General features: G+C 61.8%; 16 protein-coding genes. 10 read left to right on the plus strand and 6 right to left on the minus strand.

Annotated features, from left to right (window positions below; all coding sequences use genetic code 11):
* Complete coding sequence (locus J1G37_RS15170) at positions 1-570, plus strand: hypothetical protein (protein WP_207042949.1); 570 nt, start codon at positions 1-3, stop codon at positions 568-570.
* Positions 571-1043: 473 nt separating this feature from the next.
* On the opposite strand, the gene J1G37_RS15175 is transcribed toward J1G37_RS15170, so the two are convergent.
* Together J1G37_RS15175 and J1G37_RS29145 are read right to left on the minus strand one after the other, a co-directional pair.
* Positions 1044-1568 carry a phospholipase D family protein gene (locus J1G37_RS15175; protein ID WP_242551598.1) on the minus strand — a complete coding sequence of 175 codons (525 nt, stop codon included), beginning with the start codon at positions 1566-1568 and terminating at the stop codon, positions 1044-1046.
* A gap of 217 nt (positions 1569-1785) precedes the next feature.
* Positions 1786-1920 (minus strand): hypothetical protein, encoded by a 135-nt coding sequence (locus tag J1G37_RS29145; protein ID WP_277990758.1) that lies wholly within the window; start codon positions 1918-1920, stop codon positions 1786-1788.
* Between the two features lie 141 nt (positions 1921-2061).
* Between J1G37_RS29145 and J1G37_RS15180 the strand changes: the two genes are divergently transcribed.
* The 4 genes from J1G37_RS15180 (at position 2062) to treS (ending at position 7031) form a co-directional block, all read left to right on the plus strand.
* Positions 2062-2670 carry a LysE family translocator gene (locus tag J1G37_RS15180; RefSeq protein WP_207042950.1) on the plus strand — a complete coding sequence of 203 codons (609 nt, stop codon included), beginning with the start codon at positions 2062-2064 and terminating at the stop codon, positions 2668-2670.
* A 360-nt stretch (positions 2671-3030) separates the two neighbouring features.
* Entirely contained in the window at positions 3031-3699 is a 669-nt protein-coding gene (lepB, locus tag J1G37_RS15185; protein ID WP_207042952.1) for a signal peptidase I, read from the plus strand.
* A gap of 72 nt (positions 3700-3771) precedes the next feature.
* Positions 3772-4755 carry a GlxA family transcriptional regulator gene (locus J1G37_RS15190; protein ID WP_207043078.1) on the plus strand — a complete coding sequence of 328 codons (984 nt, stop codon included), beginning with the start codon at positions 3772-3774 and terminating at the stop codon, positions 4753-4755.
* 209 nt (positions 4756-4964) lie between these two features.
* A complete protein-coding gene (gene treS, locus J1G37_RS15195) occupies positions 4965-7031 on the plus strand; it encodes a maltose alpha-D-glucosyltransferase (RefSeq protein ID WP_207042954.1) in 2067 nt (688 codons plus the stop codon).
* Between the two features lie 136 nt (positions 7032-7167).
* Here the strand turns inward: treS and J1G37_RS15200 are convergent, their stop codons facing one another.
* Together J1G37_RS15200 and baeS are read right to left on the minus strand one after the other, a co-directional pair.
* The gene (locus J1G37_RS15200; protein ID WP_207042956.1) at positions 7168-7830 is read right to left on the minus strand and encodes a response regulator; all 663 of its coding nucleotides are present in this window, start codon (positions 7828-7830) and stop codon (positions 7168-7170) included.
* A gap of 3 nt (positions 7831-7833) precedes the next feature.
* A complete protein-coding gene (gene baeS / locus J1G37_RS15205; protein WP_207042958.1) occupies positions 7834-9255 on the minus strand; it encodes a sensor histidine kinase efflux regulator BaeS in 1422 nt (473 codons plus the stop codon).
* A 114-nt stretch (positions 9256-9369) separates the two neighbouring features.
* Here baeS and J1G37_RS15210 point away from each other — a divergent pair, with 114 nt between their 5' ends.
* From J1G37_RS15210 to J1G37_RS15225, 4 genes are all read left to right on the plus strand, one after another.
* Positions 9370-10539 carry an efflux RND transporter periplasmic adaptor subunit gene (locus tag J1G37_RS15210; RefSeq protein WP_207042960.1) on the plus strand — a complete coding sequence of 390 codons (1170 nt, stop codon included), beginning with the start codon at positions 9370-9372 and terminating at the stop codon, positions 10537-10539.
* A 2-nt stretch (positions 10540-10541) separates the two neighbouring features.
* Positions 10542-13658, plus strand: a complete 3117-nt coding sequence (locus J1G37_RS15215; RefSeq protein WP_207042961.1) for an efflux RND transporter permease subunit — start codon at positions 10542-10544, stop codon at positions 13656-13658.
* On the plus strand, positions 13655-15040 hold the full coding sequence (locus J1G37_RS15220; protein ID WP_207042962.1) for an efflux transporter outer membrane subunit: 1386 nt from the start codon (positions 13655-13657) through the stop codon (positions 15038-15040). Before J1G37_RS15215 ends, J1G37_RS15220 begins: the two co-directional genes overlap by 4 nt.
* A gap of 179 nt (positions 15041-15219) precedes the next feature.
* The gene (locus J1G37_RS15225) at positions 15220-15591 is read left to right on the plus strand and encodes a hypothetical protein (protein ID WP_207042964.1); all 372 of its coding nucleotides are present in this window, start codon (positions 15220-15222) and stop codon (positions 15589-15591) included.
* On the opposite strand, the gene J1G37_RS15230 is transcribed toward J1G37_RS15225, so the two are convergent.
* Positions 15592-15870 (minus strand): hypothetical protein, encoded by a 279-nt coding sequence (locus tag J1G37_RS15230; protein WP_207042966.1) that lies wholly within the window; start codon positions 15868-15870, stop codon positions 15592-15594.
* A 137-nt stretch (positions 15871-16007) separates the two neighbouring features.
* On the opposite strand from J1G37_RS15230, the gene J1G37_RS15235 reads away from it, so the two are divergent.
* A complete protein-coding gene (locus tag J1G37_RS15235) occupies positions 16008-16445 on the plus strand; it encodes a hypothetical protein (RefSeq protein ID WP_207042969.1) in 438 nt (145 codons plus the stop codon).
* A 9-nt stretch (positions 16446-16454) separates the two neighbouring features.
* On the opposite strand, the gene J1G37_RS15240 is transcribed toward J1G37_RS15235, so the two are convergent.
* Entirely contained in the window at positions 16455-17333 is an 879-nt protein-coding gene (locus tag J1G37_RS15240; RefSeq protein WP_017734261.1) for a LysR family transcriptional regulator, read from the minus strand.
* Positions 17334-17393 lie beyond the last annotated feature (60 nt).

The following is a 17393-nucleotide window of genomic DNA, read 5'->3' on the forward strand; positions in this document are numbered from 1 at the left end:
ATGGGGGCAATTTTCCTCTCTGCAAGCATCCCCGTGAACGGGCGAGGGACGTACTACGAGACCGCTGACCCGTTTCTAATCCAGTGTGCCGTTCGTGAATTGGCTATCGCTACCGTTCGCCGTCACAAGATTGTATGGGGCGGCCATCCTGCAATTACCCCAATGATTTGGAGCATCTGCGAAGATCTCGGGGTTGATTACGCAAGCTCTGTGATCCTGTATCAAAGCCGCTTTTTCGAAGGTCGTTATCCGGAAGAGAACCAACGGTTTGGCAACGTAATTTATACCGATCCCGTTCTCGAGGATATCCAAGGTAGCTTGCAACTGATGCGCGAGCAGATGCTCTCTAGGGAAGATCTTGTCGGTGCAGTTTTCATTGGCGGGATGGAAGGTGTTGAGGTCGAATACGATATGTTAAGGCGGCTCAACCCTAAGGCTTTTATTCTGCCTGTTGCCGCCCCAGGGGGGGCAGCGCTTAATCTCGCTCGGGATAAAGGCTATTTCATTGGGCGGGAGCTCGAAGATATAGATTTCGCCACGCTATTTAACCGTTATTTACCTGCCCATTAGCCGTATCGTGAGCCCCATTTTTTTCTTCTGATTCAAATGTGAGTCGCCTTGGAGTTCTTGCCATCAAAACTGATGGTATGCACTTCACCGGCTTTTAAGTAAGGGTTGAACTGTGCCTCTAACAGAAAAGCGGACAGTTTTATTTAGCGGGATCACTGTTCGCTTTTGGCCGATAGCTATCTGTTGTGGAGGGTTAGAAAGACGTGGATGAAACGACTGCGGCGATGCTAGCCAGCCAAGATTGCAGCGAAAATCAGTTACGCAATGACAAATCAATGCCGCATGAAGGAAGCCTCTAGCCGTCTTGATAAATCATAAATCTGGAAAGGTTTTTGCTCTAACTAATTAGGTTGCTCGGTTTTATTCATAGATCGTAAATCCCCCTACGCCGCCTCGATTCCAACCTCGGCCCCCACTCTTGAAAACCCCGTAGACCAACGTCCACGGAGTTTTTTATCGCCCTGAAACGTACCTCACCGAGCCGTATAACCCACTCCAAGCTCCCACCGCGACTGCCAATGATCAACATACCGGCGCGCCACCTCCGGCGTCCCCTTGATCACCAGCACATTCTCCGAATTCGCCGTCTCCGCAGACGTCGCATAATTAAATGACCCCGTTTGCACCGTGCTGCCATCAACAATAATCACCTTGTCATGCTGCAGGTGAAAGTGGTCACTGGTACGCAGTTCCACCCCATTGCGGCTGACAAAGTCCATGGCCGTGGTACTGGCCTTGCCAAGGTTGCGCTTCTTGTCGATGACCACACGCACCTTCACCCCACGCTTTTGCGCCTCGACCAACGCCCGCGTGATGTCGGGCGCTTGAAAGGCGTAGGCAAGCATCTGGATGCTGTGCCGCGCACTGCCGATGGTCTCCAGGACCAAGGCCCGCGCCGAGCCTTCCGGTGAAAAGCCCACTGCAATAGCGGGCTCAGCCATCGTTAGGGGCGATAAGCCGAGCAGGGCAGCCAAGGTGATGCATCGAACGATCATCATGTTTCAAACTCCGATAGCGCTGGATGCAAACGCTTCGTTCGCAGCGCGTTGTAAGTTTAAAAATACAAAGCCTACCAACACGTTACACGATAGCCGTGACGCAGTCGGCTTTCGCTTGTCCTATCTCTCGCGAAACAAATATTGCCAAGCAGAGAGTGTTTTCATGAAGTTGAATTACCTGACCAAGGCGGCCGTCGTGGTCGCGCTGTTGTCCACCCTATCGGGTTGCTGGATGTTCATGCCACCACCAGGTGGTGGTGGTGGTGGTGGTGGTGGTGGTGGTGGGCACGGACAAGGCGGTGGCCACGGTGGTGGTCCAGGCGGTGGCGGTGGCCAGCGCTAAGTAGTGCATCCCGGGAGCAAACCGTTGCGGTTTGCTCCTTTTTTTGTGCGGCGAAAGTGTATTCCCCGATCCACCCCTAGCTGTACGGGGCGTTCGGCCCGCTAAACCTCTACTGTCACAGACCTGTCACCACCGTCTGGATGCTGCGCCATGTTCATGTCTACCAGCCTGCTCTCAGCCTTTGTGCTGTTCGCTTTCGTGTCTTCGATCACCCCGGGGCCCAATAACACCATGCTGCTGGCGTCGGGGGTGAACTTTGGGTTTCGTCGCTCGATGCCTCATGCGCTGGGGATCAGCATCGGTTTTATGCTGTTGGTGGTTGCGGTGGGCCTGGGGTTGGGCGAGGTATTCAAGGTGTTCCCGTGGGCCTACACGCTGTTGCGTTATGTGGGCGCGGCGTACCTGCTGTACCTGGCGTGGAAGATTGCGACGTCCGCCGGCATGTCCGAGAGCAGTGATGCGCATGGCAAGCCGATGACGTTCCTCGGCGCGGCGGCGTTTCAGTGGGTCAATCCCAAGGCGTGGATCATGGCGCTGGGGGCAATCACTACCTATACGCCGGCCGAGGGGTATGTCACCAACGTGCTGGTGATCGCCTTGGTGTTTGCCGTGGTCAACCTGCCCAGCGTGTGTGTCTGGGTGGTCTGTGGCAGCGGCCTGCGCAATGTGTTGCGCGAGCCGCGCTGGTTGCGGGTGTTCAACGGGTCAATGGCGGGCTTGCTGGTGCTGTCGTTGTACCCGATGCTGTTTGCCAGCTGACGGCGTTACACCGGCGAGATGGTCGCCAGCAGGCCGATGCCGATGGTCAGCACTAAAAAGCCGAACAGGAAAATTGCCATCTTGGTCATAAGGCCTCCGAAGGGAAGGGGGCGCCAGGAAGTGTCCTGGTGCACTCGACAAGGGTGTCGGGAGTGGGCGTATTGTCCGCCCGGGGCAGTTTTCGATACAGAGGCAGATGCTAAAGAAAAAACCGTATCAGATGCGCGTTCAGGCGCCTGGGTTCAGCCTGTGCAGGGTGGCGGATTTTTCAAGCTCAGCCCACATCCCGGTGTTTATGCGCCCGCCAACCTGTAATCTTTACGCTCGAGAGTGACCGTTACCGTGCCAGTGCGAGGATGTATGCGACGTCTGTTGAGCAAATACCGTTACGCCATTATTTTCTGGCTGTGCTTCGGCATTTTCCGCACCTCCCTGGCCGATTGGAACCCCATCCCCTCCGGCTCGATGCGCCCGACGCTGGTGGAGGGCGATGTGGTGCTGGTCAATCGCGTCGCCTACGACCTCAAGCTGCCGCTGACCGACATCTCGGTATTCGCGTTGGAAAACCCGCAACGCGGCGACGTGGTCACCTTCACCTCGCCCAAGGACGGCGTGCGCCTGATCAAGCGCATCGTCGGCATTCCTGGCGACACCCTGCAAATGAAAAACGAGGTGCTGTGGATCAACGGCGTGCCGGCCACCTACCTCGATGCGCAGGCCATCAGCGAGCGCATTTCGCCTGATCAGTCCATCGCCGGAATCAAGCTTACCGAGCTGGCGAGCAACAGCCAGCGCACGGTGCAGTTCATGCCCCAGGTGCGCGCGCGCCGCGACTTCGGCCCGCTGGTCGTGCCCGCCGACAGCTACTTCATGCTCGGCGACAACCGTGACAACAGCGCCGATTCGCGCTACATCGGCTTCGTACCGCGCCGATTGCTGATCGGTCGCGCGCACCATATCCTGGCGTCCGCGCAGATCCTCGATCATTGGATGCCGCGATTTCGCCGATTTGGTGCGCCAATCCTCTAAGATGGCGCCCACTGCACCAACAACAATAAAGTGGGCAACCCCTCGATGGAAAGACGCCAGTTCAGCGGTGGCATGAAAGGCAAGAACCTGCGCTACCTGAATGACAACCCACAACAGCCGTCGCCGGTCACCCGTGTCGGCTTTGTGCTGCTCGAACACTTCTCCCTGCCCGCATTCACCCAGACCCTCGACACCCTGGTCACCGCCAACCTGCTGCGCCCGGATCTGTTTGCCACGCGCACCTTTGGCTGGGGCGATGGCGAAGTCATCAGCGACCTCGGCCTGGTGATCCGCCCGGACGCGCGCCTGGACGTTGCGGCGTTGCACGAGCTGGAATTGCTGGTGATTTGCGGGGGCTTTCGCACCGAACTCAAGGCTGGTGACGACTTTGTGCAACTCCTGCGGGTTGCCGCCGAACAAGGCGTGGGTCTTGCGGGGCTGTGGAATGGCTCGTGGTTCCTCGGCCGTGCCGGCTTGTTGCAGGGCTATCACTGCGCGATCCACCCGGAACATCGCCCGGCCTTGGCAGAGGTGTCCAAAGCGGCCCACGTCACCAGCGAACCCTTTGTGATCGATCGCGACCGTCTCACGGCGTCCAGCCCATCGGGGGCGTTTCATATGGCCCTGGACTGGATCAAAAGCTTGCACGGCAAAGCCCTGGTGGAGGGTATCGAAGACATCCTGGCGTTCGAAGAATCGCGCTACCGGCGTATCAAGCCGACGGAAAACGTCAGCGTCAGCGCGCCGTTGCGCGAAGTGGTCAAGTTGATGGATGCCAACCTCGAAGAACCCCTGGAACTGGACCAATTGGCCGTTTATGCCGGGCGCTCTCGCCGTCAGCTTGAGCGGTTGTTCAAGGAGCAACTGGGCACCACGCCGCAGCGCTACTACATGGAATTGCGTGTGACTGAAGCACGGCGGTTGTTGCAGCACACCGAACTGTCCCAGGTGGAAGTGCTGGTGGCGTGCGGGTTTGTGTCGCCGAGTCATTTCAGCAAGTGCTATAGCTCGTACTTTGGGTATCGGCCTTCCAAAGAGAAGCGGCTGGTCAAGTAGTCGGGTGGTTGGCAGTACCACCGCTATCGCAGGCAAGCCAGCTCCCACAGGGGGCTGCGAACACGGTCAAAATGTGGGAGCTGGCTTGCCTGCGATGGCGGCGGCCCAGGCGATATCCCACTTCCAGGCCCTCACCCCAATGCAACGATTCGCCCCCACACCCCTCATATGTCTACACGCAACGTTTCTCCAAGACAGGTATCGGGCTTATGACGGCGGCGGACAACGATCATGTGAACTGGCTGGTGCAACAGTCGATGCTGCACGCGGCACGCCAGCGGGCCAGGCTCTATTCCGGGCAAGGGCGCCTGTGGCAGCAACCCTATGCCCAGACCCGGCCACGGGATGCGACGGCGCTGTCGTCGGTGTGGTTCACCGCCTACCCGGCGTCGATTGTCACCCGTGACGGCGGTACGGTGCTGGAAGCCCTTGGCGATGAAAGCCTGTGGCAGGCCTTGTCGAAGATCGGCATCCAGGGCATCCATAACGGCCCGCTGAAAAAGTCCGGTGGCCTCAGCGGCACCCAGCACACGCCGACCATCGACGGCAATTTCGACCGCATCAGCTTCGACATCGACCCGCAACTGGGCACCGAGGCGCAGTTGCAGGCGTTGACGCGCATGGCCGCCGCACACAATGCGGTGATCATCGACGATGTGATCCCGTCCCACACCGGCAAGGGCGCGGACTTCCGCCTGGCCGAGATGGCCTACGAGGACTATCCCGGCCTGTACCACATGGTGGAGATCCGCGAAGAAGACTGGCCGCTGCTGCCCGACGTCGCCGAGGGCGATGACGCACGCAACCTAAGTCCGCTGCAGGTCGATGCCCTGCGTGACAAGCACTACATCGTCGGCCAGTTGCAGCGGGTGATCTTCTTCGAGCCCGGCGTCAAGGAAACCGACTGGAGCGCCACGCCGGTCGTCCTCGGCGTGGACGGCAAGCCGCGCCGCTGGGTGTACCTGCATTACTTCAAGGCCGGTCAGCCGTCACTGAACTGGCTAGACCCCAGCTTCGCCGCGCAGCAGATGATCATCGGCGACGCCTTGCACGCCATCGATGTGATGGGCGCGAAGATCCTGCGCCTGGATGCCAACGGCTTCCTCGGCGTGGAACGCAAGCTGGACGGCACGGCCTGGTCGGAAAGCCACCCGCTGTCGATCACCGGCAACCAACTGCTGGGTGGGGCGATTCGCAAGGCGGGTGGCTTCAGCTTCCAGGAGTTGAACCTGACCGTGGACGACATCGCCGCAATGTCCCACGGCGGCGCGGACCTGTCCTACGACTTCATCACGCGCCCGGCGTACCAGCATGCCTTGCTGATGGGCGACACCGAATTCCTGCGCTTGATGCTGCGCCAGATGCACAGCCTGGGCATCGACCCCGGTTCGTTGATCCATGCCCTGCAAAATCACGACGAGCTGACCCTGGAACTGGTGCACTTCTGGACCCTGCACGCCCATGACAGCTATCAGTACCAGGGCCAGACCTTTCCCGGCAACAGCCTGCGCGAGCACATCCGCGAGCAGATGTACGAACGCCTGGCGGGCGAGCAGGCGCCGTATAACCTCAAGTTCGTCACCAACGGCGTGGCCTGCACCACGGCCAGCATCATCACGGCGGCGTTGGGCATTCGTGACCTGGCGGCGATCACGTCGGCGGATATCCAGCAGATCCGCCAGATCCACCTGTTGTTGGTGATGTACAACGCCATGCAGCCGGGGGTGTTTGCCTTGTCGGGCTGGGACCTGGTGGGCGCGCTGCCTTTGGCGGCGGATAGCGTGGCGCATTTGATGGGCGATGGTGACACGCGCTGGATTCATCGCGGCGCCTATGATTTGGTGGACCTCAACCCCGAGGCCGAACTGTCCGCCGGGCAGATGCCGCGCGCGCAAAGCCTGTATGGCAGCCTCAACAGCCAACTGCTGGACCCGCAGTCCTTTGCCTCGCAGCTGCAAAAAATCCTCGCGGTGCGCCGTGCCTATGATATTGCGGCGAGCCGCCAGGTCCTCGTGCCGGATGTGCAGAATCCCGGGCTGCTGATCATGGTTCACGAACTGCCAGCGGGGAAGGGCACGCAAATCACCGCGCTGAACTTTGGCGCCACGCCGATTACCGAAACCCTGCACTTGCCCGACATTGCGCCGGGGCCGGTGGTGGACATTATCAATGAGCGGGTTGAAGGCGACCTGACGGCAGAGGGGGAATTCACCATCACTCTGGATGCGTACGAAGGCTTGGCATTACGGGTAGTCAGCACCACCCCGATGCTGTGATTGAACACGTTCAACTGTGGGAGCTGGCTTGCCTGCGATGCAGACACCTCCGTACATCAGGTGCACCGAGGTGATGCTATCGCAGGCAAGCCAGCTCCCACAGAGGCCTGGTTCCACAGTTGAATTGGGGGTGTTCCTAGAGTTGGAAGCGATACCCCACGCCATACAACGACTCAATCGGCGTTTCCCCCGGGCACACCTGCTCCAGCTTGCGCCGCAGGTTGCGGATATGGCTGTCCACCGTGCGGTCGGTCACCACGCGGTGGTCGGAGTAAATCTTGTCCAGCAACTGATCGCGGGAGAACACCCGGCCCGGCGCACGGGCGAAGGTGTTGAGCAAGCGCAGTTCCAACGGCGTCAGGTCCAGCGCCACGCCGTCGAGGGTTGCCAGGTAGTGCGCTTCGTCGATCACCAAGCGCGGTGCGGTACTGGTCAGCAGTTGCGGGCCACGGCGCAGGATCGCCTTGACCCTGGCCACCACCTCCCGTGGGCTGAAGGGCTTGCAGATGTAGTCGTCGGCCCCCAGTTCCAGGCCGAGCAGGCGGTCCACTTCTTCCACGCGAGCGGTGATCATGATGATCGGAACGGCGCTGACCCCCCGCAGGTCCTGGCACAGTTGGATGCCGTCGCGGCCGGGCAGCATCAGGTCGAGCAGGATCAGCTTGGGCGCGTGGGCGCGCACGGCGGGCACCACGTGCAGGCCGTTGTCCAGGCACTGCGTGGTGTAGCCGGCGGCGTTCAGGTAGTCCTGCATCAGGGCGGCGAGTTTGGGTTCGTCTTCGACGATCAGTATGTCCATGGCTTATACGCTGCGGGGCAGGCGCAGGGTCAGCCACAGGCCGCCCAGCGGCGAGTGGTCGGCGCTGAGGCTGCCGCCGTGGGCGAGGGCGATGCTGCGACAGATCGCCAATCCCAACCCGGCGCCGCCGCTTTCGCGGTTGCGCGAGGATTCGCCCCGGTAGAAACGCTCGAACAGGCGGGGCAGCTGATTGGCCGAGACGCCGGGGCCGGAGTCCATGAATTCGATGCGCAACTCATCGCGCTCTACAGCGGCGCTGATCCGCACCACGCCGCCTGGGTCGGTGTAGCGCACGGCGTTCTCCAGCAGGTTGGAGAACAACTGCTGCAAGCGATCAGCGTCCGCGACCAACTCCAGCGGCTGGCTCGGCAGCTCCAACTCCACGCGTAACCGCCGGGCATTGAGGCGCTCCTGGAACATCGCCACGCTGTGTTCCAGCAACCCGTTCAGCCCGCACGGCGCCTTGCGATAGGTCAGGGCGCCGACGTCCGCCAGCGACAGCTCATACAGGTCATCCACCAATTTGCTCAGCATGCTGACTTCGCCTTGCAGCGATTTCATCGCGTTCTGGTCCAGGCTGCGCACGCCGTCTTCAATCGCCTCCAACTCGCCCCGCAGCACCGACAGCGGCGTGCGCAGCTCGTGGGAGACATCGGCCATGAACTCGCGGCGCATCTGTTCGTTGCGCTCCAGGGTGTAGGCCAACTGGTTGAAGTCGCGGGCCAATTGGCCGACTTCATCGTTGGACGCCACGGCCACGCGGCTACTGTAGTCACCGCTCGCCAGGCGGTGGGTGGCGGCGGCCACGCGCTTGACCGGCTCCAGCAACGTGCGGGCGATCCACCAGGCAATTAGCATGGCCATCAGCAGCGAGAACACGCCCATCACCAGGCTGGTACGCAACTGGTATTGCTGGAAACGCTCGCCGCCGGCTTCAGTCACGCTCTGGAACGGCGTCACGGCGAGCCAGCCGACGGTTACACCGGCCACCACAATCGGCAGGGCCAGGGCGTCGTCGCCAATGGCGGGGTAGCCGGTCACGCGTTTTTTGTCTTTATCCAGCAGGGCGATGCGGAACAGGGCGCCGGTCAGGTCGGAGATCTGCGGCGTCTTCAAGTCGCGCACCGCCTGCTTTTCACCCGGCTCGGGGCGCATCACTTCAAACCAGCGGTCCGGTTGGTTGCGAAAGAACTCCCAACCGCCCTCACGCTCGTAGGCGGCCGCCAGGCGCGGTACCACCGGGGCCATGCGCTCCAGCGCCTGTTCATTGATATAGCCAAGAAAGCCCCGGCCAAAACTCCAACTGGTGGCCACGCCCATGCTCAGGATGACCAGCAACACACCGGCCAGCACGGCAATAAACAACTTGGTGGAGATACTCAGCTTCATGCACACAGGGCCGTCGATAAAAAGACACCCGCCCATTTAGGCCCCCAGGCGCGAAAGATTCAACCCGGGCGGGCAATCTTCAATTTTCCTGCACATTTGCCTCGCAGCATAAGGGTAAGGCTTGCGCCACCCCGTCTTGCAGAGGCACATATGAGCAGCAAATTCTTCGCCAAATACCTGGTAACCGCCGCCGTTGTCCTTTCCCTGATTATTCTTGCCGTGCTCGGTGGCTGTTCGGCCGGCGACCCGACGCCACAGGCTGTCGCACCAGAGGTCACGGTGCTTACCGTACAACCGAAAGCCCAAGTGCTGACCACCGAACTGGCCGGGCGCACCCAGGCCTTTATGGTCGCCGAGATCCGCCCGCAGGTCGGCGGCATCGTGCAGCAGCGCCTGTTTGTCGAAGGCGCCGAGGTCAAGGCCGGGCAAGCGCTGTATCAGCTGGACGCGGCGCCCTACAAGACGGCGCTGGCCCAGGCCGAGGCCACCTTGAGCAAGGCGCGCGCCACCCTCAAGTCGGCGCAAACCACCGCCACACGCAACGCGCAGCTGGTGAAGATTGACGCCATCAGCCAGCAAACCCACGAAGACTCCCAAGCCACGCTGCTGACCGCTACCGCCGACGTACAAGTGGCCGAGGCCGACGTGGCCACCGCGCGCATCAACCTCGGTTACACGCGCATCAGCTCGCCGGTGGGCGGGCGCATCGAAACCTCCACCGTGACCCCTGGCGCATTGGTCGTGGCCAACCAGGACACCGCGCTGACCACCGTGCAGCAACTCGACCCGCTGTACGTCGATGTCGTGCAGTCGACCACCGAACTGCTCGGCCTCAAGCGCGACCTGGCCAGCGGCGTGTTGCAGGCCAACGCCAACGGCGAAGCGCGCATCAGCCTCAAGCTGGATGATGGCAGCACCTACAACCACGAAGGCCGCCTGACCTTCAGCGGCGTCAGCGTCAACCAGAGCACCGGCACCGTGACCTTGCGTGCAGTGTTCGCCAACCCCGAACACTTGCTGTTGCCGGGCATGTACGTGCGCGGTGTGCTGGAACAGGCCCGCGACGAACAGGCGATCCTCATCCCACAACAGGCGGTGACCCGCAGCGCCAGCGGCGTGACCTCGGTATTACTGGTGGTGGATGGCAAGGTCGAGCAACGGGTGCTGACGGTTGACCGTGCCGTGGGCAATCAATGGTGGGTGACGGCCGGGTTGCAGGCCGGTGACCAGGTGATCGTCGAAGGCGGGCAAAAAGTCCGCGTCGGCGCCGTGGTGCAAACCAAGGCCGCTGTTGCCGGCGCACTGGCGCAGGAGGGTTGAGCATGGCGCGTTTTTTTATTGATCGACCGATTTTTGCCTGGGTGATTGCCATCGTGATCATGCTCGGCGGTGCGCTGTCCATCAGCCAGTTGCCGCTGGAGCAGTACCCGGACATCGCGCCGCCGACGGTGCGCATCTCCGCGACCTACACCGGCGCGTCGGCCAAGACCGTCGAAGACTCGGTGACCCAGGTCATCGAGCAGGCGCTCACCGGCCTCGACAACCTGACTTATATGTCGTCCTCCAGCAGCTCGGCGGGCAGCGCCAGCATCAACCTGACCTTTGGCGCCGGCACCGACCCGGATGTGGCGCAAATGCAGGTGCAGAACAAGCTGCAACAGGCCGAGTCACGGTTGCCGCAGTCGGTGCAAAGCGAAGGCTTGACGGTGACCAAGGGCGGCTCGGACTTCCTGATGATCGCCGCGCTGGCCTCGGACAATCCCAGCGTCACCGGCACGCAGATCGGCGATTACATCTCCAGCACCTTGCTTGATTCCATCAGCCGCCTCGACGGCGTGGGCGAGGTGCAAACCCTCGGCTCGGGCTACGCCATGCGCATCTGGTTGGACCCGGCGCTGTTGGAAAAGTACGCGCTGATGCCGTCTGACGTGAGCAGCGCCCTTGAAGCGCAAAATACCGAAGTATCGGCCGGTCAGCTCGGCGCGTTACCGGCGGTCAAAGGCCAGCAACTCAACGCCACCATCACCGCGCGCAGCAAGCTGCAAACTGCCGAGGAATTTCGCAATGTGGTGGTCAAGTCCAGCAGCGACGGCGCGGTGGTCCTGCTGGGCGATGTGGCCACGGTGGAACTGGGCAGCGAAAGCTATGACGTCAACTCGGCGCTCAACGGCAAGCCAGCGGCGGCCATGGGCGTGCAACTGGCAGCGGGTGCGAATGCACTGAGCGTGGGCGAGGCGGTCAAGGCCAAGCTGGCGGAGCTGGAGCCGTTCTACCCCACTGAAATGCAACTGAAAAACGTGATCGCCTACGACACCACGCCGTTCGTGAGCCTGTCTATCGAGGAAGTGGTCAAGTCCCTCGGTGAGGCCATCGTGCTGGTGGTGCTGATCATGTTCCTGTTCCTGCAGAACTTTCGCGCCACGCTGATCCCGGCGATTACCGTGCCGGTGGTACTGCTTGGCACCTTTGGCGTGCTCGCGCTGTTTGGCTACTCGATCAACACCCTGACCATGTTCGCCATGGTCTTGGCCATCGGCCTGTTGGTGGACGATGCGATCGTGGTGGTGGAAAACGTCGAGCGGGTGATGAGCGAAGAAGGGCTGTCGCCCCTGGAGGCCACGCGCAAGTCGATGGCGGAGATCACCAGCGCCTTGGTCGGTATCGCATTGGTGCTGAGCGCGGTGTTTATCCCCATGGCGTTTTTTGGCGGCTCGACCGGGATCATCTACCGACAGTTTTCCGTGACCATTGTCTCGGCCATGGTGCTGTCGGTGCTGGTGGCGATGACCCTCACGCCAGCGTTGTGCGCCACGCTGCTGAAACCCAGCCATGCCCAGGGCGGTTTTTTCGGCTGGTTCAACCGCAGCTTCGAGCGCAGTTCCCTTGCCTATGAACGCCTGGTGGGCGGCGTGTTGCAACGCGGGCGCCGCAGCCTGTTGATCTATGGGCTGGTGGTGGCGGCGATGGCGGCGGGGTACGCGAGCCTGTCCACTTCGTTCCTGCCGGATGAAGACCAGGGCATCCTGATGGCGCAAATCCAATTGCCGGTGGGCGCCACCGACAGCCGCACCCAGGCGGTGATGACGCAGTTCGAGGACTACCTGCTCAAGCAGCCGGAAGTCGAGGCGATGATCAGCATCACCGGCCTGGGCATGGGCGGCAACAGCCAGAACACCGCGCGCGCGTTTATCCGCCTCAAGGACTGGAGCGAGCGCTCGGCGAGCGGCCAGGATGCGGCCTTGATTGCTCAGCGGGCGACGCTGGCGTTGCAAAGCATTGGTGATGCCGACGTGTTCGTCATGCAGCCACCCGCGGTGCGCGGCCTGGGCCAGAGTTCGGGGTTCGATTTGCAGCTCAAAGACCTCGGCGGCCTTGGCCACGATGCGTTGGTGGCGGCACGCGAGCAATTTATCGAGTTGGCCAAGCAAGATCCGCGCTTGCTCGGCGTGCGCAGCAACGGCCTGGACGACACGCCGCAGCTCAAGGTGAGCATCGACGACCGCAAGGCCGGGGCCTTGAGCCTGAGCACCAGCGATATCAACAGCACCTTGTCCACGGCGTTGGGCGGCAGTTATGTGAATGACTTCCTCAACCAGGGCCGGGTGAAGAAGGTGTATGTGCAGGGCGCCGCCGAATCGCGCATGCAGGCGGCGGACCTGAGCCACTGGTTCGTGCGCAACAGCCTGGGCGAGATGGTGCCGTTTTCGTCCTTCGCCAGCAGCGCGTGGAGCTACGGCTCGCCACTGTTGGAGCGCTACAACGGCAGTGCGTCCCTGGAAGTGGTGGGCGACCCGGCGCCGGGCGTGAGTTCCGGCGCGGCGATGGACGCGGTAGAAGCCATCGTCAAGCAACTGCCGGCAGGCATTGGTTATGAGTGGACCGGGCAGTCGTACCAGCTGCGGTTGTCCGGTTCACAGGCGCCGTTGCTGTACGCGGTCTCGGTGCTGTTTGTATTCCTCTGCCTGGCGGCGTTGTACGAGAGTTGGTCAGTGCCGTTTTCGGTGATCCTGGTGGTGCCGCTGGGGGTGGTCGGCGCGGTGTTGGCGACCAAAGTCGGCGGCTTGAGCAATGACGTGTACTTCCAGGTCGGGCTGTTGACCACCGTGGGCCTGTCGGCGAAGAACGCGATCCTGATCGTCGAGTTTGCCAAGCACCTGCAAGAGCAGGGCGCAAGTCTGCGCGAGGCGACGTTGATGGCCGTGCGCCAACGCCTGCGACCGATCCTGATGACGTCCCTGGCGTTTATGTTCGGCGTGCTGCCCCTGGCCTTGAGCAGCGGTGCCGGTTCCGCTGGGCGGCAGGCCATCGGCACGGGCGTGTTGGGCGGCATGTTCAGCGCCACGCTGTTGGGGATCTTTTTTGTCCCGCTGTTCTTCGTGATGATCCGCCGCCGTTTCGGTCGCGTGTCCACTCCATCTGCCTCTACAGGTGACGCATGATCAAGTTTCACTGGCCCTTGCTGGCCGCCCTGGCGCTGAGTGGTTGCGTCAATCTGGCGCCGCAGTACGAGCGGCCCGAAGCACCGATCCCCGTGCAGTGGCAAGCCGGCGTCAACGGTGATGTCGCGGCGGATATCCAATGGCAGCAGTTCTTTACCGACAGCCGTTTGGCTCAATTGCAGACCCTGGCGTTGGCCAACAACCGCGATCTGCGGCTGGCCAGCCTGAATATCGAAAAGGCCCAGGCGCAATACCGCATCCAGCGTGCGGCGGCGTTGCCGAGTATCGATGCGGGCGTGAGCGGCACCCACAGCCGCACGCCGGGGTCGCTGTCGAGCAGCGGTATGGCCTCGACCAGCCATGACTACAGCGCGCAATTGGGCCTGAGCAGTTATGAAGTGGATGTGTTTGGCCGCGTGCAGAACCTGCAGGATGAAGCCCTGCAAGCCTATCTGGCGCTGACCGAAACCCGGCGCAGCACGCAGATCAGCCTGGTCGCCGAAGTGGCGACGGCCTGGTTGACCCTTGCGGCAGACAACGAGCGTTTGCAACTGGCCCAGGACACCTTGACCAGCCAGCAGGCCACCTTTGAGCTGACCCAGCGCAGCCACGCCCTCGGCGGTTCTGCCGCACTGGCGGTGGCCCAGGCGCAAACCACCGTCGAGTCGGCACGCGGCGACGTCGCGGAGTATCAGAGCCAGATCCTGCAGGACCGCAACGCGTTGCGCCTGTTGGTCGGCAGCGATATTCCCGACGCGCTGCTGCCGGGCACGCACCTGGAGTCTGCCGCTGCTCTGGTGCAAGTACCGGGTGAATTGCCGTCGAGCCTGTTGCAGCGTCGGCCGGATGTGCTGGCGGCGGAACACAGCCTGCAATCGGCGAATATCGACATTGGTGCAGCGCGGGCGGCGTTTTTCCCCACCATCAGCCTGACGGCCAATGCGGGTTCTGCCAGTTCGGCCTTGTCCGGGTTGTTCAAGGCTGGCAGTGGCGCCTGGACGTTTGCGCCGAGCATCAGCCTGCCGATTTTCGATGCCGGCAGTAACCGCGCCACGCTGGATGCGGCCAAGGTCGAGAAGGAGATCCAGGTGCAGACCTATCAACAAACTCTGCAAACCGCGTTCAAGGAAGTCGCCGATGCGCTGGCAGTGCGCAGCACCCTTGACCAGCGCCTCGCCGCGCAGCAGGCGTTTACCGATGCCAGCCAGAAAAGTTTCGAGCTGTCCGATGCACTCTATCGCGCCGGTTCGCAAAGCTACCTGGAGGCCCTGGATTCCCAGCGCTCGCTGTACAGCGCCGAGCAGGACCTGATCACCTTGCGCCTGGCTGAACAGAGCAATCGGGTGACGTTGTACAAGGTCATGGGGGGAGGGTGGCAGTAAGCCTGCGTTGATCCGCTGTAGGAATGCCACTAGGATCATGGCCTTTTTCAAGGGAATGAGACGATGCTGGCAAACTTGCAAAAGATTGGCGCGCTGTTCGCGGCGAACTGGAGCTACGACATTCGCGACATCGAGTCGGGGAAAAGTGCCTCGGTCGTCAAGCCGTGAGGGATCACACTATGCTGCGCAGGTTGTTCACCCCTGCCTTGGCGCTGAGCGCCGTGTTCGCGAGTCCCGGCGCCTGGGCGTGGCACAGCGAGGGCGACAAGATCATCATGACTGTGCAGGAGCGCCAGTACTGCCGCACTTGGGAGGCTGACGGCATTGCCGCCATGTGGGGGCGCCAGGAAAACACCGAACCGCCTTGGCAGGGGAGCGGCACCACTGATATGGAAAAAAGCATACGCGTTGTGTTTATGCGTCAGGTCCAGGACTACCCGATTGAAAGCACCAAGGAAGCTCGCATGGCGGTCATTGAGAAATACGGCAAGCAGATGGAGATGCGCTGCTTCGGGATGATTACCTCAAAACCGTCAAGCAAAGCCCCCTGATCACGGCCACGGCGTGGGCGCAGGTTTGGGCTGCTTCTTGAAGTAGCCCGTGCGCAGGTAGCGCGCCAGGCGCCAGATGCCGTAGGCCACCGCCGCGACCAGCACGCCACCGATAATGTGGCCGATCGCCAGGCCATGCTCGTAGGACGTCAAATAGCCCCGGCGCCAAAGGCGTACGGCGTCGGCAATCGTCCTTGGGGTTTGAATCCACATCATGATGGACAGGACATATACCGGGAGCGAGGCCACAAGACGTAGCCAGTAAGCGGTCTTGCTCATCTGTTGTTTCTTCCTTGGGGTGTGTAACTGAGCGCGGCATATTATAGCTTTTTTGATACCAAGTTTAGCCCGGCGAAGCTGGCGTAATGATGGCTACGCGGAGTATAAAGTTCGCCAATTGCACTCGAGAACTTGCCATGAACGTCACTATCGCCAGCACCCCTAGCGCAGCAACCACTCCCGCTGTAAGCAGTGCCAGCAGCACTGACACCACGGCGACGGACACCGCCACCAGCGAAGCCTCCAGCACCAGCGCCGGCACCGACAGCAAAAAGGCCGGTGGCGCAGGCGCAGGCGCGGCAACCACTTCGACCTCGGAAGAGTCCGATACCGTCAAGGCCCTGAAAAAACAGATCGAAGAACTGCAAAAGCAACTGCAAGAACAGCAGCAAGCGGTGCAGAAAGCCCAGTCCAGCAAGCAGAGCGAAGAGGCCAAGGTCGCGGCAGTGGCGGCGGCGCAATCCCAGGTGAGCGCGACCTCGGCTGCCTTGCAAACCGCTACGGCGGCGCTGTTGCAGGCGGTCACTGCCGAGGGCGGGGATACTTCGGGCACGCTGGTCAGCACCACGGCCTGACGCCATGCCTCACTTCGCCACGGCCGCCATCAGCAGCTTGCGAATCTCCCCGGTAATCGCACTTTTGGTGCCTTGCTCCAGAATCCCCACCCGCCGTACCGCCAAGTCGCCCGGCAGCGGCAGGACGCGCAGGCTGGGGTCTTTGTGCCAGTCAAAGTTCTTCAGCAACGGCACGATTGCCACCCCGACTTGCTGGCGCACCAGATCGGCAATGCCGATGATCGAGTTCAGCTCGAGGATCTCCAGCGGCTCCACCGACTCACTCTTGATGATCGACTGCACCTTGCGGCCCACGGCGGTGGAGCGGTCATACCGAATGAACGGCTGGGTGCGCAGCAACTCCACCGCGTCGTTGATCCCGGCGGTCTGCGTGGCATTCGCGAGCATGACGATGGGTTCGTTGTAGAGCAGGGTCCAGCTCAGGCCGTCGAAGTTTTGCCGCGCCGTCTCGATCAGCAAAGCGGCGTCGAGCTTGGCGGCGTGGACCAGGTTGACCACTTCGTCGGAACGCGCGGTCATCAGGTTGACCGAGATGCGCGGGTGCAGCTTTTTCAGCTGCACCAGGCAATTGGCAAGCAGGCCCATGCCCGAGGTAATCCCGCCAATCGACACTTCACCCTCCATGGCCTCGCCATCGGGCGCTTCGGCGATCATCTGCTCGTAGTCCGCTAGCAGGCGCTTGGCCTTGGGCAGCAACAGCACGCCGTCGCGGCTGAGCTTGATCTGCCGCTGGCTGCGGTCGAACAGCGGGCGGCGCATTTCCTCCTCGAGGGCACGCATTTGCTGGCCGACCGCGGCATTGGTGAGGGCCACGCGGTCGGCGGCCGCGGCAAAGCTGCCGTACTCGGCGACGGCGATAAAGGTCTTGAAGAAGCGAATGCTGCTCATGGGAAGGCCCGTGGTCGTGGGTGTGGCTGCATTGTAAAGGTTTTGTTTACTCAGGCTAAA

It is taken from the genome of Pseudomonas sp. Marseille-Q1929, assembly GCF_017316265.1.
Lineage (GTDB): Bacteria > Pseudomonadota > Gammaproteobacteria > Pseudomonadales > Pseudomonadaceae > Aquipseudomonas.

What these genes read in the sequence shown, in the direction of transcription:
- J1G37_RS15215 (WP_207042961.1), top strand. Translation starts at nt 10,542, where the DNA reads ATGGCGCGTTTTTTTATTGATCGACCGATTTTTGCCTGGGTGATTGCC.
- J1G37_RS29145 (WP_277990758.1), bottom strand. Translation starts at nt 1,920, where the DNA reads ATGCACTACTTAGCGCTGGCCACCGCCACCGCCTGGACCACCACCGTG.
- J1G37_RS15175 (WP_242551598.1), bottom strand. Translation starts at nt 1,568, where the DNA reads ATGATGATCGTTCGATGCATCACCTTGGCTGCCCTGCTCGGCTTATCG.
- J1G37_RS15170 (WP_207042949.1), top strand. Translation starts at nt 1, where the DNA reads ATGGGGGCAATTTTCCTCTCTGCAAGCATCCCCGTGAACGGGCGAGGG.
- J1G37_RS15235 (WP_207042969.1), top strand. Translation starts at nt 16,008, where the DNA reads ATGAACGTCACTATCGCCAGCACCCCTAGCGCAGCAACCACTCCCGCT.
- J1G37_RS15190 (WP_207043078.1), top strand. Translation starts at nt 3,772, where the DNA reads ATGAAAGGCAAGAACCTGCGCTACCTGAATGACAACCCACAACAGCCG.
- J1G37_RS15200 (WP_207042956.1), bottom strand. Translation starts at nt 7,830, where the DNA reads ATGGACATACTGATCGTCGAAGACGAACCCAAACTCGCCGCCCTGATG.
- J1G37_RS15180 (WP_207042950.1), top strand. Translation starts at nt 2,062, where the DNA reads ATGTTCATGTCTACCAGCCTGCTCTCAGCCTTTGTGCTGTTCGCTTTC.
- baeS (WP_207042958.1), bottom strand. Translation starts at nt 9,255, where the DNA reads ATGGGCGGGTGTCTTTTTATCGACGGCCCTGTGTGCATGAAGCTGAGT.
- J1G37_RS15230 (WP_207042966.1), bottom strand. Translation starts at nt 15,870, where the DNA reads ATGAGCAAGACCGCTTACTGGCTACGTCTTGTGGCCTCGCTCCCGGTA.
- J1G37_RS15220 (WP_207042962.1), top strand. Translation starts at nt 13,655, where the DNA reads ATGATCAAGTTTCACTGGCCCTTGCTGGCCGCCCTGGCGCTGAGTGGT.
- J1G37_RS15210 (WP_207042960.1), top strand. Translation starts at nt 9,370, where the DNA reads ATGAGCAGCAAATTCTTCGCCAAATACCTGGTAACCGCCGCCGTTGTC.
- J1G37_RS15225 (WP_207042964.1), top strand. Translation starts at nt 15,220, where the DNA reads ATGCTGCGCAGGTTGTTCACCCCTGCCTTGGCGCTGAGCGCCGTGTTC.
- J1G37_RS15240 (WP_017734261.1), bottom strand. Translation starts at nt 17,333, where the DNA reads ATGAGCAGCATTCGCTTCTTCAAGACCTTTATCGCCGTCGCCGAGTAC.
- treS (WP_207042954.1), top strand. Translation starts at nt 4,965, where the DNA reads ATGACGGCGGCGGACAACGATCATGTGAACTGGCTGGTGCAACAGTCG.
- lepB (WP_207042952.1), top strand. Translation starts at nt 3,031, where the DNA reads ATGCGACGTCTGTTGAGCAAATACCGTTACGCCATTATTTTCTGGCTG.